The organism is Niabella soli DSM 19437, assembly GCF_000243115.2.
Classification (GTDB): Bacteria; Bacteroidota; Bacteroidia; order Chitinophagales; family Chitinophagaceae; genus Niabella; species Niabella soli.
Map to the genome: position 1 here is coordinate 3,010,834 of NZ_CP007035.1, position 16,634 is coordinate 3,027,467.

Genomic DNA, 16,634 nt, shown 5'->3' on the forward strand with positions numbered 1-16,634 from the left:
GAATGTCTTATTATCCGGATGCAATTCAAATTTTCGCCTGAAGCGGTGATCGTTTTCGCACGTCACTTCGAGGGCAACGAGAAGTCTCCCCCGTTTTGATGAGATGTCTCTCCCAACGGTTGTCGGGGTCGACATGACGATAGCAAAAATTTGAATTGCCCCTATTATCCTATTTCGTTTGTTTTCTAAAGATCGCTAACGGAGCATTGTTTCTTGCCACTAAAATAAGTTGTCCTTTTGCGGTATTGATCACCTTAACGTCTCTTACTTCCCCTTTCACAAACAAACCGCTTTCATTATTGGAAAGATATTGAAAGCCCGACCGGCCATCACCAATAAAACTCAGTCCATAGCTGGCATCCAGCCGCCCCACTTCCGGTTTGAACCCATAAAAATTGCCGCCCATGAAAATGTCGGGGGTCTTATCATTATTAAGGTCCGTAATTACGATCCCAAAAACGGGCGCTATCTGTCCCATAACCGGCAACGGCATTTGCCGGAAGGTATTATTGCCCTCGTTGATGAAGACCGTCGTTTGGGTTTGATTTGCATGCAACTGAAGCGCACCGTTCATTTCCTCCGTTGTAAACACTTCGTCAATGGATTTGCCCGCGTAATCTTTATAATACAGAAAGCGCTTCTTTAAGAGCGGCAGCTCCGTAACCAGGTCCGACTTCAGATAAAACGGGTAAGCTTTGCCGTCCGTTTTATAATATACCGGTATGCTTTCCGATCTGCCGGTGTGGAAGAAATCATTCACATACAGCGTTGCAGGGTATTGAACGCTTGCTTTTATTTTAGAGTTCAATCCAAAATTACCGGCGATGATATCGGGCTTGCCATCCTTATTTACATCGGCTACCTGTAAACAGTTCCACCATCCTGATGACTCCGGAATTTCATGACTTTTTTGAAAAGAGGTACCATCGTATTTCAAAACGGTAACGGGCATCCAGTCGCCAACGATCACCAGTTCATTTTTTCCATCGCCGTCAATATCGGCCCACTGCGCGTCAGTAACCATCCCCAATTGGTTCAGTATCGCGGCAGCTTTATTTGTAACGTCTTCAAAAATCCCCCTACCCTTATTATGCAGCAGTGCACTATTGGGCGGCATACCATAGCTTCCGGGTATATCCCGCGCTCCAATAAAAATATCGGGCCATCCGTCCCGGTCATAGTCTATAATTTTTACACAGGAGGCATTTAAAGACAGGAAGGGTAAGGAGCTAGCCGGGGCTTTTGAAAAATTTCCTTTTCCATCATTCAGGTACAACCGGGGTCTTAAAAACACCGATCCGATTCTCTCCTGGTTGCCGCCGGAGGCAACAATAAGGTCTATATCGCCATCCTTATCCACGTCCGCGAACTGAGCGCCTATATCTTCATAATTCGCATCTTGCTCCAGTACCGGTTGTTTTAGCTGCGTGAACGGGCCTGCCGTCGTTTGTATAAAGATCTTGGCTGTATCTCCGGCAGCCCCTCCCATAAAAAAGTCTTCCAGTCCATCGCTGTTTATATCGGCAACTGCCAGTTTTGGTCCTTCGGTAGAGAGCATTTTCGGGATCAGCCGTTCGTTGTCAAAATCAATAAACGCGTTTTCTTTGTGGGTAATAGCTCCCTGAAGCAATTCATTAGTGACCTCTTTAAAAAATGGCGGATGCGGATCTTGCCAGGGAATGAACGGCAGGCTGGCAGCACTTTGCTTTAGCGTCAGCAAGGTATCTGCCTTAATATTTTTTAGTACCTGCACTTTTAAATTTGGCCAGCGGATAACCAGCGAGTCTATTGCATTGACGGTTCCCAAACCAAAATTCAGGACCGGTTCCACGCAGCTTTCAAAGCCCCGTTCGGGGATCGCTTCCAGCACCTGCATTTGATTTTTGGCGTAGAGCGTTACCCTTGAGCCTACGCCAAAAGTGTTCATACCTTCGCCCTGTAATTGCACTTTTAAATAATGATGCTGCAGCACCTCGCTTGCTTTGTTGCGATACACAAACGCTTCCATATTCTCATTATTCACTACAAGATCCAAATCTCCATCTCCATCCAGATCACCATAAGCGGCACCATTGCTAAAGCTTGGCGTTGCCAATCCCAGGAGGGTACTTGCATTTTTAAAGGTCAGGTTCTTATTGTTTAAAAAACCATAGTTGGGAATGGGAGTGGAGGGAAGCTTTGCCAGTATCGCCTTAAAGTCGAATTTGCCCGCTTGTTTTACCTGTTTGAGCAAATCGATCCCACCAAAATAATCCAGGAAATCCTGGTTGGTGAGGTCCTTGCTGATCCCGTTGCTGACAAAAATATCTTTCCAGCCGTCGTTGTTAAAGTCGAAGCTAAGGGCACCCCAGCTCCAGTCGGTAGCCTCTATGCCTGCCAGTTGCGCAATTTCGCTAAAGGTACCATTACCATTATTTAACTGTAAACAATTCTCGGTAAACTGATGATGAAAATCGTTTTGCAGTTTTGCATTAAAAACATCATAATCATCAAAGCGGGTCATTTCCTTTAGCCGCTTGTCCCCTTCGGGCAGCATATCGGTGGTAAATACATCCAGCCAGCCATCGTTGTTGATGTCCATCATATCACTTCCCATAGAAGCCTGGCTCATGTGCCCCAGCGCGTCGTCCGACACTTCTTTAAACGTACCATTTTTTTGATTGATATACACATAATCTTTCTCAAAAAAATCATTGCTTACATATAGATCCTCCCAGCCGTCGTTATTTAGATCTCCAACAGTGATGCCCAATCCAAATCCTATTTCACTGCCATAAATATTGGCCTGCGCGCTTACGTCGGCAAAGTGCCCGTTATCATTTCTGTATAGCCGGTGACCGCCGTTCGGACTTCTGATGTTCCGCAGGTTCTTGTTATACCCAAAACTTTCAATAGGCCGGTAACTGTTGTTCAATACAAAACAGTCCAGGTCCCCGTCATGATCATAATCAAAAAAAACAGCCTGGGTGCTCAGGCCCGTATCGTCCAACCCGTAGGCATGCGCTTCTTCTTTAAACGTACCATCCTTTTGATTTATATAGAGCTCATTGGCCCGGTCATCGCCCTTAATATCTCCGCTATTGCTAATATAAATATCCAGCCAACCATCGCCATTCACATCCGCCATGGTAACGCCGGTATGCCATTTATGAATGCCTTTGACGCCCGCTTTAGCGGTAATATCTTCAAACTTCCAGTTGCCTTTATTCAGGTATAGTTTGCAATCGCTCTGGTTGGAAGTAAAGAATACATCCGGTTTGCCGTCGTTGTTGATATCTCCAATGGCCACGCCGCCGCCGTTATAAAAATTACGGTATCCAAAAACATTGAAGCCCAGGGTGTCAATTACCTTATTGTTAAAGCGGATCCCGGTTGCGGCTGATGGTTGTAGCTCAAACAGGTTTTCAAGCTTTTCATCTGCTGCATCCTTCGCTGCCGGTGCTTTACAGGACCCCAAAAGAAATAAAGTTATAACGGAGAGAAAAGTAACGGTCTTCATTGCTGATAAAAAAATTGAAGCAATAATTTAAATTATTGCTTCAATAAAAATAGGTTAAAATATAATTAATAAATCCTAGTACCCGGGATTTTGAACAAGCCCCGAATTAGCTGTCATTTGCTGAGCCGGGATCGGGAACACCATAGTATGCTGATCAGGATCCTTGGCTTTACCCGGCACCCTGGCCCTTGTAAAGTAGTCGCCATTGCCCGCTACTTCATACCGGATCAGATCATCGCGGCGCACGCCTTCATAAGCCATCTCGCGGCCTTTTTCTGCCAACAAGGTAGTGAGATTAATCGTAGTAAGGTTGAAGGAAGAGTTACCGCCGTAGGCCCTTGTACGCAATTGATTCACCAGAGGCAACGCTGCCCCCGGGTTACCTAAACGGATCTGGGCCTCTGCCTTTATAAGTAAGATCTCTGCCAGGCGGAAAATGATAATATCGTTATCCATATCATTGCCGCTTTTACCGGAATTGGGGCTGGGAAAGTATTTGATATTCCGCACTCCGGCCAGGCGGCCCTGGGCGCTCGGATCAGAAAACAAAGTGAAATTAGGGTTAAAGGCCAGGGGGAACCCGGTCTGCGCATCCAATATATAATTAGCTGAAGGCCCGGCAACCACCACGTTTTGCGAAGGCGGGTAATTGTAAGTACCTATAAATTGCTGCCCTATCAACCACTGGCCGCTGCGCATATCCCTGTAAGTTCGCAAGGTATTGCTGCCGCTTGCGGCATAGGAGGAAGTGGTATCGAAATTATTATAGAAATCAGCGGCCGAGCAGAAGCCATTCCACAAATTGGCCCCGGTAGACATTCCAAAAGCCAGGTAGCTTTGATAATGTAAAATAGCATTCTCCCAGCTACTCACTTTGTTGTTGATATGATCGGTAACTACGGCAAAAATATTTTCGGTGCTGGAGGGTCCATTGGTAGGCGCAAAATTGTCGAAATAATTGCTCATCAATGAATACTTATTGGAAAGCAGGATGGAATCGCAATAATCGCTGGCCTTCTGCCAGGCCGGTGTGCCCGCGGTATAGCTCAACCCCGGTTTTCCTGTAAGCACCTGGGCGTTCAGATACATCCTGGCCAATAAAGCAAAAGCAAAATACCTGGTAACCTTTCCGTATGTGGAGGCATCCACGGTAGTGGTAAGATAAGGAAGACTGCTCTGTACTTCTGATACAATGAAATTAAAAACATCCGCCCGGGCTTTTGTGGGGCTGGTAGTGCTGGTGGTGGTGTCTGTAACGATCGGGATATTCCCAAATACATCCATCGCCATAAAATAATAATAAGCGCGCAATGTTTTTACCTGGGCCAAAATAACCGGCAAGGAAGATGGCGCCGGCTTAATACCGTTTACAGCGGTGATGATATTGTTACAACTGCTGATGGCATTAAAAATATCATTCCAGCCATTATTCCAGTTGCTGTTCGTCTTTTCGTAAGTATGCTTCCAAAGGGCATCCCAGTGGCCGGCATCTCCCCAGTCGTTACCACGGGTAGGCACCACAATATCATCCGCCGTGCACTCCAGCATGGTAGCAATACCGGCGTCTATGGCCGAAATAGAATTAAACCCCCCATATGCTGGCGCCACACCGGCAGTGATCTGGTCCGGTGTTTGCCAATAGGAACCGCTTCCTACGACACTGTAGGTTTTTACATCCAGTTTCGTACATGAGTTTAGCGCAATCATTCCCAGCAAACCCACACACAAACCTTTAAATATTTTATTGTTCATTTTATATCAATTTAGTTAATTAAAGTTTGCCATTTTTTATTTAAAGCTTGTTGTAAACCCTAAAGTAAAGGAACGGGTTTTGGGATAATAAGCATCTCCTTGGTTCCCACCGGTATAGGAAGCATCTATATATGACTGAGTGCCCGACACATGGATTTCCGGATCCAGCCCTTTATAAGGAGTGATCACAAATACATTGTTCGCTGCAAAGAACACTTTTAAATTCTGGAACATCCGGGTGGGTTTGAAGTTGTACGCCAAATTCAGGTTATCCAGCCGCAAATAACCGGCTTTTTCCAGCCAGTGGTCCGAGGCCACCGGGCTGTTGCTGATCCCGTTTGTTAAGGCCGCCACGGTACCATTGTTACCGCCAAAACGGTTAATATTATCCAGGGTCATATTGGTATTGTTATAAATCTTAGCCCCACTTACGCCCCTGAAGAAGAAACCCAGCGCCCAATTCTTATAGGTAAGATCTGTCCGGAATCCATAGGTAAATTTAGGAGCCGGATCTATATAATATAATTTTGCCTTGGTATTATCCGTGGTGGTGGTACCATCACCCATATCGAACAATTCGTTTCCTTTGGAATCCAATCCAACATAATGGGCCATGTAAAATATATTGGGCGTATAACCACTCACAATATACGTAATGGGCGCACCGCTCAACCCCCGTCCCTGGGCACTTCCCTGGGGAATAGAAGGGGTGGAAAGATCAAATACCGCAAACCCGTTATCATATTTCCCTGAAAGACTGGTGATCATAGTTTTAACCGTGCTGAACTGTCCGCCAACATTCCAGGAGAAATCGGACTTCCGTACAACGGCATAATTCAATGCTGCCTCCACCCCTTTATTGGTCAGCGTACCCACGTTGGCCAACACCGTGTTTACCACGTTACCGGGGCTTGGAAAGGGCAACGTGTAGTTATACAGGAGCTTTTTACTGATATCATTGAAATAGTTGATATTACCGGTAAGGCGATTATTAAGAATTCCAAAATCCAACGCAACATTACGGCCATTTCTCTGTTCCCACTGAAGGTTAGGGTTGGCATTCTGAGTAGGAGCATAGGCGGTCAGCCATTGGTTACTGGCAGCATCGTAAAATGATTTAGCACCAGTAATAGGAACCCCATATAACCTATACTTTGAATAAGGAAAAATATTCTCCTGGTCACCCGTAATACCCCAGCCGGCAGATAATTTCAGTTCATTGATCCAGGAAGCATTCTTCAGGAAATTTTCCCGGCTCAGCCGCCACGCAACAGATGCTGATGGGAAGGTTCCCCATTCCTTACCCAGTTTGGAAGAACCATCCTGGCGCACACTGGCTGTTACATAGTATTTCTGATCCCAGTTATACAGGAACCTGCCCAGGAAGGAAATCAACTTATACTCCTCTTTATAAGAATCGGCCGTTTGAAAGGCTTTTGGCGCTGCGCCCAGGTTCCAGGCGCCCAGGTTATCCAATAGCATTTGGCTGGCTCCCGGATCGTAATAATCGTGAGAATAGTAGTTATATTCGTAAACAGCAGTGGCATTAAAATTGCTCTTGCCCCAACTGTTCACATAGTTTAAATGAAAGTCTCCATGCTTGGAGTCATAATTTTCCGTTTTTAAATTGGCCGAGTTGGTATTGTTAACCACCGGGAATACGGGTTGAAAAAATTCTGTTTGGTTATTAAAATAATTCAACGCCCCCAGTACGCCAAAGCTGAAACTTTTGAACAGTTGGTAATCCACTTTGCCGGTGAGGACGGTTAATTTTTCAACGCCTTTATTGGTAGTAAGCATTTGCGTCTGAACCGGGTTCTGCATAGCAAAATCAAAATAAGAATAATAGGACCCGTCGGAGTTATATACAGGATAAACCGGGGGGGTGCTATACGCATAATAAAAGATAGGCGGATTTACCAGTTTCCTGTTGGTAACCGTATTCACTCCGCTTACATAAATAGTCAATTTATCATCCAGCGCTTTCTGCTGTGCATTGAAGCGCAAGCCTACCTGTTCTTTCCCGGTATTGATCACGATACCGTCCTGTTTCAGATAGGTACCCGAAGCGCGGTAGTTAAACCCGCCCGATCCGCCTGAAATAGAAAGAGCATGATTGGTGGAAAGCGCCGTACGCAATAATGCATCCTGCCAGTTCGTATTGGCTCCTTTGTCAAAACCCTGGATGGTAGAGTCTATTTTCCCTTGGGAATTGCCATTGATCTGCCCCAGTTTGGTAACACCTGCGATCCATTGGTCGCGGTTAGCCATATCATATGTTTTGGCAACCTTGTCCACACTTACAGATCCTGTATAAGAAACCTGGGTTCTGCCGGCCGCGCCCTTTTTCAGGATTACGTTAATAACGCCGTTGGATCCCCTGGAACCATAAATGGCGCTGGCAGAGGCGTCTTTTAACACGTCAATGGAAGCAATATCGTCTGAAGGGATATTGGCAAATTGATTGGGGTCATCCAAAGGAACCCCATCTACTACGATCAATGGCGACTGTCCGCCCGATAGAGAAGTCTGACCTCTTAACCGTATAGATATCCCCGCATTGGGGTCACCACCTGGAATCGTCACCACCAGACCCGGTACTTTACCCTGGATAGCCTGTGCTGTATTTTGCAGGTTACCCGTTGTAAAATCTTTTGCCGAAACCTGCGCAACTGATCCGGTCACATCTTTTTTACGGGCGGTACCATAGCCGATCACCACCACTTCGTTTAAGCCGGCTGCTGAGGACACCAGTCCCACCAATATGCTGTCTTTTCCAGCAATAGTTACGGTTTGATCGGCATAGCCCACAAAGGATACCTCCAGGCTTTTGGTATTGGCAGGTACCGACATCGAAAAGGTACCGTCGGGCTTGCTGACCGTTCCCAATGCGGCTCCTTTTACCTGAACAGACGCTCCCTGGATCGGGGACCCGTCCTTTGAATCATACACACGTCCTGCGACGGGTTTATTTTGCGCACTTGCTGAAAGGGTACCTAAAAACAGTACGGATGCCAGTATTGCTCTGCGCAATCGTTTGCATAACATAAGCTTATTTTTTATTTATAAAAAACCAATAACTACAATACTCTGATCGAAACACGGCAAAGGACGAAACAAACATAAACGTCAATAATCACAGACAGCACTTCTCATGTATCAATGTGTAACAACTACACATTCTATATCAAAAATAGGGATTATTTTTAATTTGCAAAAAAAAAGTTAAGAAAGGACTAACTACTTGAGATGCTTCTTATTAAACCGGTATAATTTACCCGGCCGGTGCGATACATTATCTTCCATTTCATTAAGGTCCACCAGCCATTTTTTGATGGTGATCTTCTTCCGGAAGTTGCGGCGGTCGAGGGTTGTGGCCAAAATCGCTTCATATAATTCCTGCAGTTCCCGCAAAGAGAATTTTTCGTTTAAAAGGTTGTGCACTACGGGGTGTTCTTCTATCTGGCCCCTCAGGTGTTCCAGGCAGGTATTCAGTATTTCCTTATGGTCAAAGGCCAGTTTACCGATCGTTTGTACCGGGTGCCAGTGCAGGTCATTATTGTCGATCTTCAGTTTATGGCTGTTAATATTGATCAGTGAATAATAAGCCGTTGATACCACCCTTCCGGAAGGGTGTCGCTTTACCGCGCCAAAAGTGTGCACCTGTTGTAAATACACGTCATCCAGATCGGTGCGCTCCTTTAAAATACGGTAGGAAGCCTCATCCAGGTCTTCATCAGGACGTACCAGGTCGCCCAAAAGGGAATACAGGCTGGCAAACTCTTTTAAGTCAGACTTTATCAGCAGCACTTTCAGCTCCTTTTCTTCATATCCGAAAATTACACAGTCTACTGATACAGCAATTTTAAAATATTCAAGGTGACTGCTTTTTTCAAGCGCCGCCGTTTTAAGGTTTCCGATTTGGGTCATGGTTTTAGGTACTTCTCAACAAATGTAATCAATTGATGTGTTATTTATACATAACCGTCTTTGCGGAATATTCAACATTTTTAGCATTTGCCTCTTTCGGTGAAAACAATGGCTCACGGATTACACGGATTCTCACAGAAGGGTTTTAAAAATCTGTACAAATCTGCAGCGTCTGTGCGAAACATTTCACCGCGTCTTTGCTCCTTTGCGTCGTTGCGTGCAATATATATGGCTCACGGATTACACGGATTTTCACAGAAAGGTTTTAAAATCTGTGCAAATCTGTGCCATCTGTGAGAAACATTTCACCGCGTCTTTGCTCCTTTGCGTCGCTGCGTGCAATATTTTAAATACTTTTAAACCCGCAAACAACCCATATGTACACAAAGGAACAAACAATACAATTGCAGAACGCAACCCTGTCTTTTCTTAAAGAAGGCGAACAGCCGGCTACCGCTGAACAACTGGAAGCCTTACGGAAGGTATTGCGCTTTCATGAATACCGGTACTACGTGTTGGATGATCCTTTACTGGCGGATGGTGAGTACGACCAGTTATTTAAATTCCTGGAAGCTGTTGAAACTGCCCATCCGGCCTGGATCACGAAGGATTCTCCCTCCCAACGTGTAGGTAAAAGCCTCAATGGCAATTTTGTTACCGTTCCGCACCTGGTACCCATGCTGTCATTAGACAACTCCTACAACAGTGAGGATCTGAAAGATTTTGACCGTAAAGTAATACAACTTTCAAAAACAAGTAAAGTCACGTATTGTGTAGAGCCCAAGTTTGACGGGGGAAGCATTTCATTGATCTATGAAGACGACCTGCTGGTGCGCGGCGCCACCCGGGGCAACGGGGTTGCGGGCGATGACATTACCACCAATGTTAAACAGATACGCTCCGTACCCCTGTCTGCAGCTTTCAGTAGCTACGGGATACAGCAAATAGAGATAAGAGGAGAAGTATTAATCAATAAAAATAATTTTAAAAAGTATAATGCCGATCTCGCAGAAAAAGGCTTAGCCCCGCTGGCCAACCCGCGCAATGCGGCATCCGGCACCCTGCGCATAAAAGATCCTGCCGAAGTAAGAAGGCGCCACCTGGAAACCTTTGTTTACAGCATCGGCTATTACACCTTACTGCCGGGACACGAGCTTCCCGAAGCGCTGAAAACACATGAAGCCTCTTTACGATTACTATGGGAGCTTGGCTTCAGAAGCCCGGTAAAAGAACTAAAAACTTTTGACCATATTGACCCGGTGATCGATTATTGTCTTGCGTTTGAAGAAAGCCGGGACAACCTGCCTTATGAAATAGATGGCATGGTCATTAAAGTGAACAATATAGCCCTGCAGGACGTCCTGGGTATGACCTCCCATCATCCCCGCTGGGCCATTGCCTTCAAATTCAAAGCCCGGCAGGCAACCAGCAAATTACTTGAGGTAAAATTCCAGGTAGGGCGCACCGGTTCCATTACACCTGTGGCCAAGATCGAACCCGTTTTTATCGGGGGCGTTACCGTCAGCTCCATCTCCCTTTTTAATGAAGAAGTGATCCGGGAAAAAGATCTGAAGATCGGCGATTCGGTACTGGTAGAGCGCGCGGGCGACGTGATCCCCTACATCGTAAAATCGCTGGAAGACTTGAGGACAGGCCAAGAAAAGGAGATCGAATTTCCAAAAACGTGCCCGGTTTGCGGCAGCAAATTATTTAAGGAAGCAGAAGAAGCCGTCTGGCGCTGTATTAATATAGAATGCCCCGCCCAGGTGATGGAACGGATGATCCATTTTGTAAGCAAGGACGCGCTGGACATCCGCGGCTTTGGCGAAGCCAACGTGCGCAAATTTTATGAGCTGGGATGGCTGACCGATATCCCCGGCATTTATAAACTGGACTATGAAAAGCTGGGAACGTTGGAAGGTTTTGGGAAAAGATCGGTAGAGAACCTGCAGCAGGCGATTGAAAAAAGTAAAGAACAGCCCTTGCACCGCATCATTTTTGGCCTGGGAATCCGCTTTGTTGGGGAAACCACTGCCAAGGTGCTGGCAAATAAGGTCCATCACTTACTGGACCTGGCACAATTCACGCAGGAAGCATTACAGGACCTGGAAGATATAGGCCCCAAAGTAGCAGGCAGTATTGTTCATTTTTTCAGCACCCCAGCTAATATTGAAATGATCAAAGAACTGGAAACGCTGGGCGTGCAATTAACAAATACCCACAAACAGTTAACTGCTGACGGCAATCTTACCGGTCACACGTTTTTATTTACCGGCACCCTGCCCACCCTTAAACGCAGCGATGCCGAAGCCATGGCGGAAGCCCAGGGCGGCAAAATACTGAGCGGCGTCAGCTCCAAACTGAATTACCTGGTAGTGGGGGAGGATGCGGGCAGTAAGCTGGATAAAGCCAAAAAATTAAATACCGTAAAAATTATTTCAGAGGCTGAGTTTTTAAAAATGATACAGTAAAGAGAGATCCCGCAGACTTCGCAGACGCGCGCAGAATTTTTCGCCGGCGCACATTCAGTGCTTTCTGGTGACCCGTGGGACCCGTGCGACTGATACGGTTACAAAATTGATACGAATCACCCCCGCATTCATGCGGGGTCAACGCCGTATTCTGGTTAAAAAAAATCTTGTACTTTTATGTCCTATGATTCAATCCTCCACCCTGAAATTTCTCCGGGATCTTAAATCAAATAACAATAAACCCTGGTTCGACGCCCATCGCAGCGATTACGAGGCCGCACGGGATAATTTTGCAGGTTTTATCAATGCTGTTATCAAAGAATTTGGGAAGTACGATCCTTCTATTGCTCATTTAACTGCGAAAGATTGTATGTTCCGCATCAACCGCGACGTACGTTTCTCCAAAGATAAAAGTCCCTATAAGGCCAACTTCGGCGCCAGCATTAATGCAGACGGCAAGAAATCGATGAAAGCAGGGTATTATTTCCATCTGTCCCCGGGAGAGCATTTTGTGGGCGGGGGTTTATGGCACCCGCAGCCGGCCGATCTGAATAAAGTGCGCCAGGAAATCGATTATAACCTCCCTGAATTTGAAAAGATCCTGAAAGCAAAAAAATTCAGGGATACTTATGGGGGCCTCTATGTGGAAGAAGGGCAATTACTTTCGCGCCTGCCCAAAGGGTATGAACCGGATAACCCTGCCGCCGAATACCTGAAACACAAGAGTTTTATCGCCACTTCGGACCTTACGGATGCTGAAATTTCATCTAAACCCTTATTGAACAATATAGTAAAAGCCTTTCAGGCACTACAACCGCTGATCACTTTCATCAATAAAGGAATTGATGAATAACAAACGTTGTTTAACTGCGGAATTAATCTGCATTAAGTAATCTTTATATTTCAAAATCGTAACTTTGCATTTCTTTTTTGAAATATTATGAGTGATCCCATAAAACACGAATGTGGTCTTGCTTTTGTAAGACTCCGCAAACCCTTCTCCCATTATCTGAAAAAGCATGGAACCGTTATGTGGGGGCTGAATAAGCTGTACCTGCTAATGGAAAAACAGCATAACCGTGGACAGGATGGCGCAGGTATTGCCAGTATTAAACTGAACGTGGAAGCGGGCTACCCCTTCCTGCACCGGATGCGCAGCGCTGAGCCCCAGGCCATCTCAGCCCTATTCAAAAACATTGCGGATGAGGTGGACGAAGTGTGCCGTTACAACCCGGATGCGTTAAAACACCCCGGATTAATGAAAGGGCATATCAAATTCCTGGGAGAATTATTACTGGGCCATCTGCGTTACGGTACACAGGGGAGAAATAATGCCGATTTCTGTCACCCCTTCATAAAAAGAAATACCGTTCCCGCCCGGAACCTCGCATTAGCCGGGAATTTCAACCTGGTTAATACAAATGAGTTATTCGAAAAACTGGGCATTGTTCCCGGAACCTTTCAAAAACAAAGCGACCTGGCAGCCATGATGGAGATCATCCACCATTACCTGGTGGAGGCCGATAAAAAGCATCCGGAAAAGGCAGATATAAAGGCGGTGCTGCAGGAAGTAATCCCCATGTTTGACGGCGGTTTCACGGTGGGCGGTTTAACCGGCGACGGGCTGGGGTTTGTATTCCGGGATAAACACGGCATACGTCCCTGCTATTATTATATTGATGAGGATGTGATCGTAGCCGCTTCGGAAAGAGCTGCCATTCGAACCACCTTTAATGTGGGCGAAAATGAGGTAAAGGAACTGATGCCGGGCAATGCATTAATTGTACAGGCAGATGGCGCTTACGAAATTTCGGAGGTCGTTACCCCCGGCGAGCGTAAGGCCTGTAGTTTTGAGCGCATCTATTTCTCCCGCGGCAGCGATGAAAAGATCTATAAGGAACGTAAGGCACTAGGCCTCAACCTTAGCGAACAGGTGTTAAATGCGATCGACTTTGATCTTAAAAATACCATTTTCTCTTACATACCCAATACGGCAGAAGTAGCTTTTTTAGGGCTGCATAAGGGGATGAATCTTTACCTCAATAAAATAAAAACGGAGCGCATCCTGAGCTGGGGAAAGGATTTTGATGAAGAGAAACTGAGCGAGATGGTCAATCGCCGCATCCGTATCGATAAAATTGCGATCAAGGATGTAAAAATGCGCACTTTTATTACAGAAGATGCCAGCCGTAATGAAATGGTGCAGCACGTTTATGATATTACTTATGGCACGGTGCGCCCGGGCATTGACACCATTGTGGTGATCGATGACTCCATTGTAAGAGGTACCACCTTAAAAGAAAGTATCATCAAAATGCTTTCGCGGCTGCAGCCCAAAAAGATCATTGTGGTTTCCTCCTGTCCGCAGATCCGCTATCCTGATTGCTATGGGATCGACATGAGCAAGATGGGCGACTTTATTGCCTTTAATGCTGCTGTAAATGTATTAAAAGACAAGGGCGAAGAAGGGTTACTGGATGAATTGCTGCAAAAATGCAAGGATCTTAAAGAAAAGAACCTGCTGCATACAGAAAATGTAGTAAAACAATTATATAAAAGCAGCACGGTGGACGAGATCACTGATAAGATCGCGGAAATGATCACGCCTGCGGGGCTGAACATCCCGGTACAGGTGATCTTCCAAAGCATTGACGACCTGCATAAGGCCTGTCCTAATAACCTGGGCGATTGGTATTTTACCGGCAACTACCCCACACCCGGCGGTAACAAAGTGGTAAACCAGGCGTTTATGAATTATATGGAAGGAAAGAATGAAAGAGGATATTAAAATGAAGAATAAAAAATATTGAACAAGGAATATAAAAGTAGACCGGGTTTCAGAAATGAAAAACCCCAATCTGCAGCAACTCCCTCCTTATTTTTTATTCCTTATTTTGCATTTCTTATTTCAATCAGGAATCATTTCCTCCGGTTTTGTTCCATCAGAACAACCGATTGGTAGCCGGTTAGAACAGCAGATCATTTGGTGTGCTGTAGGTACACTCCTTAAAAATAATTTTGAACCCTATTCACATCCAATCTACCAAAACGAATAATCGTTGAATATTTTACATTGGTAATGCTACATTTTCCCACTCCGTAAAAACGAGATCCCCTCAGTTTTGCAGCTACCGGGATGACGTTTGTGTTGGTAGATGGGGTTTCAGAAATAAAAACCCCGTCCACTGTTACCGTAGACGGGGTTTATTATTTAAGATCAGATTGTGTTTTCTCTTATTGATTTTGCGTTAACACTCCCTGTGCACGGTCGATCTGCTCCTGCGGGATCGGCATTCCCTTGGTCCAATCCGGGTAGGTGAGTGTGGGTGTTACCGCAGCTGCGTTAACATAGTTCTTTTCAAAATTAAAGTAAGAGGTCAGCACCGCCTGGATAGTGCCCCAGCGTGTGAGATCATAATAGCGGTGCCCTTCCAGGGCCAGCTCCAGCCTTCGCTCAAACCGGACAGCATTCCGCGCATAGTCCTGGCTCGGGAAAGAGGGGTAAGTTGCTATCTTATAAACGGCGGCAGGAACGCCGGTATCCGTTAACACGGGGTCCAGGTGGGAAGCCCGCGTCCGCACCGCATTCACCCAGGTTCTGGCCTGTTCGAGCGCATTGGTTTCCACCGCGCATTCAGCCGCCATCAGGTACACATCAGAAAGCCGGATAATATTTACATTTTGCGCGGTAAGGTAGTTGGCGCCGTTAGCCACATTGCCCGGGAAATCAGCCTGGTTAATATTTTGTTTTACCGCTACAAACGGTCCGCCAAAAGGCTGGTCACGGATCCAGCCGGGTACCAACGGGCCCCAGTCGCGGTACTGCACCTGCCTCCGGCCAATTGTATAGTCAAACCGGGGGTCAAAAACCAGACCGGTATTTACCCTGTAATTATCAACAGCCGCCCCGCTCAACCCCTGATCTGATACATAGGGATTGGTCCGGTAGCTGCCATCCAGATAAGGCAAACCATCGGGGCCTACTTTAAAGGCATTTACCAGGTCAACAGATGGCTGAAAAAAACCGCAACAACCGCCGGGGGAGTTCCCGTAAAGACCATTCAGCATATCACCCACATTGGCATTATCCCCGCTTCCGTCCGCATTGATAACGCTTTGGGCCACCAGGATCCCTTCTGCGCCATTCTTGGTTTTGATATTAAAATTAGCCGTAAACGATAAACCTGTTAAAGCGGGTTTTTTATTGATCACATTAGTAAACAGGGGCAACGCATCACTGTATTTTTTCTGGTAGAGATATAATTTTCCCAGGTATGCTTCCGCAGCATATCTATCTACCCGGCCCACCTGGCCCAGGGGTTTTGAATAGTCTGCGGGTAAGCCGGCTATCGCTGCTTTAAAATCGGCCTCGATCATCGGGAACACATCCTTATCATTTTTCACTTTTGCTGCATCTGCGGTACTCATTGTTTCATCGATATAAGGGATATTTTTAAACAACCGCGCCAGGAAAAAATAATAATGGCCCCGCAGCATTCTTGCTTCTGCAGTTATTTGTGCAGCGCGGTCGTCGCTGAATTTTGCGCCACTGCCCGCTTGCACCACCTTAAGAAGTTTAAGCGTGTTATTACAACGGATCACACCTTCGTAGTACACGCGCCACATACCGGGCAGTTCATCATTGGTGGGCAGCACATTGTGCAATTCGATATCGCTCATAAGTGATTGGTCTGAGCTGTTACTGCCTTTATGGGCATCATCCGCCCCTACTTCGCCGAAAAGCCACTGGCTGGGGCCGCTGGAATAGTTGCCCCAGGTACCGTTGATATTTCCGTTCATAATACCATAAGCGCCGATCAGCGCCGATTCCACTCCATTGGTATTGGCCAGTTGGGTTTCGGAAAGAACACCCTGTGGCTTGGCATCCAGGAATCCCTTTCCACAGGAATATACCGTAGCCAGCACCGAAAGGAGGAATATAGCTTTATATAGTTTCTTTATCATACAATAATGTTTTAAAG

At 46.1% G+C, this 16,634-nt stretch carries 8 protein-coding genes; 3 read left to right on the plus strand and 5 right to left on the minus strand.

The window, feature by feature from the left end; all coding sequences use genetic code 11:
* Positions 1-169: 169 nt before the first annotated feature.
* The 4 genes from NIASO_RS12890 to NIASO_RS12905 all read right to left on the minus strand — a co-directional run bounded on the left by NIASO_RS12890 (position 170) and on the right by NIASO_RS12905 (position 9,181).
* The gene (locus NIASO_RS12890; protein ID WP_008586442.1) at positions 170-3,499 is read right to left on the minus strand and encodes a VCBS repeat-containing protein; all 3,330 of its coding nucleotides are present in this window, start codon (positions 3,497-3,499) and stop codon (positions 170-172) included.
* A gap of 75 nt (positions 3,500-3,574) precedes the next feature.
* A complete protein-coding gene (locus NIASO_RS12895; RefSeq protein ID WP_008586443.1) occupies positions 3,575-5,251 on the minus strand; it encodes a RagB/SusD family nutrient uptake outer membrane protein in 1,677 nt (558 codons plus the stop codon).
* 36 nt (positions 5,252-5,287) lie between these two features.
* A complete protein-coding gene (locus NIASO_RS12900) occupies positions 5,288-8,299 on the minus strand; it encodes a SusC/RagA family TonB-linked outer membrane protein (protein ID WP_008586444.1) in 3,012 nt (1,003 codons plus the stop codon).
* A 192-nt stretch (positions 8,300-8,491) separates the two neighbouring features.
* Positions 8,492-9,181 carry an NUDIX hydrolase gene (locus NIASO_RS12905; RefSeq protein WP_008586445.1) on the minus strand — a complete coding sequence of 230 codons (690 nt, stop codon included), beginning with the start codon at positions 9,179-9,181 and terminating at the stop codon, positions 8,492-8,494.
* A gap of 377 nt (positions 9,182-9,558) precedes the next feature.
* Between NIASO_RS12905 and ligA the strand changes: the two genes are divergently transcribed.
* The 3 genes from ligA (at position 9,559) to NIASO_RS12920 (ending at position 14,440) form a co-directional block, all read left to right on the plus strand.
* Positions 9,559-11,652 (plus strand): NAD-dependent DNA ligase LigA, encoded by a 2,094-nt coding sequence (gene ligA / locus NIASO_RS12910; RefSeq protein ID WP_008586446.1) that lies wholly within the window; start codon positions 9,559-9,561, stop codon positions 11,650-11,652.
* A 184-nt stretch (positions 11,653-11,836) separates the two neighbouring features.
* Positions 11,837-12,505 carry a DUF2461 domain-containing protein gene (locus NIASO_RS12915; protein ID WP_025298951.1) on the plus strand — a complete coding sequence of 223 codons (669 nt, stop codon included), beginning with the start codon at positions 11,837-11,839 and terminating at the stop codon, positions 12,503-12,505.
* 87 nt (positions 12,506-12,592) lie between these two features.
* Positions 12,593-14,440 carry an amidophosphoribosyltransferase gene (locus tag NIASO_RS12920; protein ID WP_008586448.1) on the plus strand — a complete coding sequence of 616 codons (1,848 nt, stop codon included), beginning with the start codon at positions 12,593-12,595 and terminating at the stop codon, positions 14,438-14,440.
* 446 nt (positions 14,441-14,886) lie between these two features.
* Here NIASO_RS12920 and NIASO_RS12930 read toward each other — a convergent pair whose 3' ends face one another.
* Positions 14,887-16,617, minus strand: a complete 1,731-nt coding sequence (locus NIASO_RS12930; RefSeq protein WP_008586449.1) for a RagB/SusD family nutrient uptake outer membrane protein — start codon at positions 16,615-16,617, stop codon at positions 14,887-14,889.
* Positions 16,618-16,634: the final 17 nt, after the last annotated feature.

What these genes read in the sequence shown, in the direction of transcription:
- NIASO_RS12890 (WP_008586442.1), bottom strand. Translation starts at nt 3,499, where the DNA reads ATGAAGACCGTTACTTTTCTCTCCGTTATAACTTTATTTCTTTTGGGG.
- NIASO_RS12895 (WP_008586443.1), bottom strand. Translation starts at nt 5,251, where the DNA reads ATGAACAATAAAATATTTAAAGGTTTGTGTGTGGGTTTGCTGGGAATG.
- NIASO_RS12900 (WP_008586444.1), bottom strand. Translation starts at nt 8,299, where the DNA reads ATGTTATGCAAACGATTGCGCAGAGCAATACTGGCATCCGTACTGTTT.
- NIASO_RS12905 (WP_008586445.1), bottom strand. Translation starts at nt 9,181, where the DNA reads ATGACCCAAATCGGAAACCTTAAAACGGCGGCGCTTGAAAAAAGCAGT.
- ligA (WP_008586446.1), top strand. Translation starts at nt 9,559, where the DNA reads ATGTACACAAAGGAACAAACAATACAATTGCAGAACGCAACCCTGTCT.
- NIASO_RS12915 (WP_025298951.1), top strand. Translation starts at nt 11,837, where the DNA reads ATGATTCAATCCTCCACCCTGAAATTTCTCCGGGATCTTAAATCAAAT.
- NIASO_RS12920 (WP_008586448.1), top strand. Translation starts at nt 12,593, where the DNA reads ATGAGTGATCCCATAAAACACGAATGTGGTCTTGCTTTTGTAAGACTC.
- NIASO_RS12930 (WP_008586449.1), bottom strand. Translation starts at nt 16,617, where the DNA reads ATGATAAAGAAACTATATAAAGCTATATTCCTCCTTTCGGTGCTGGCT.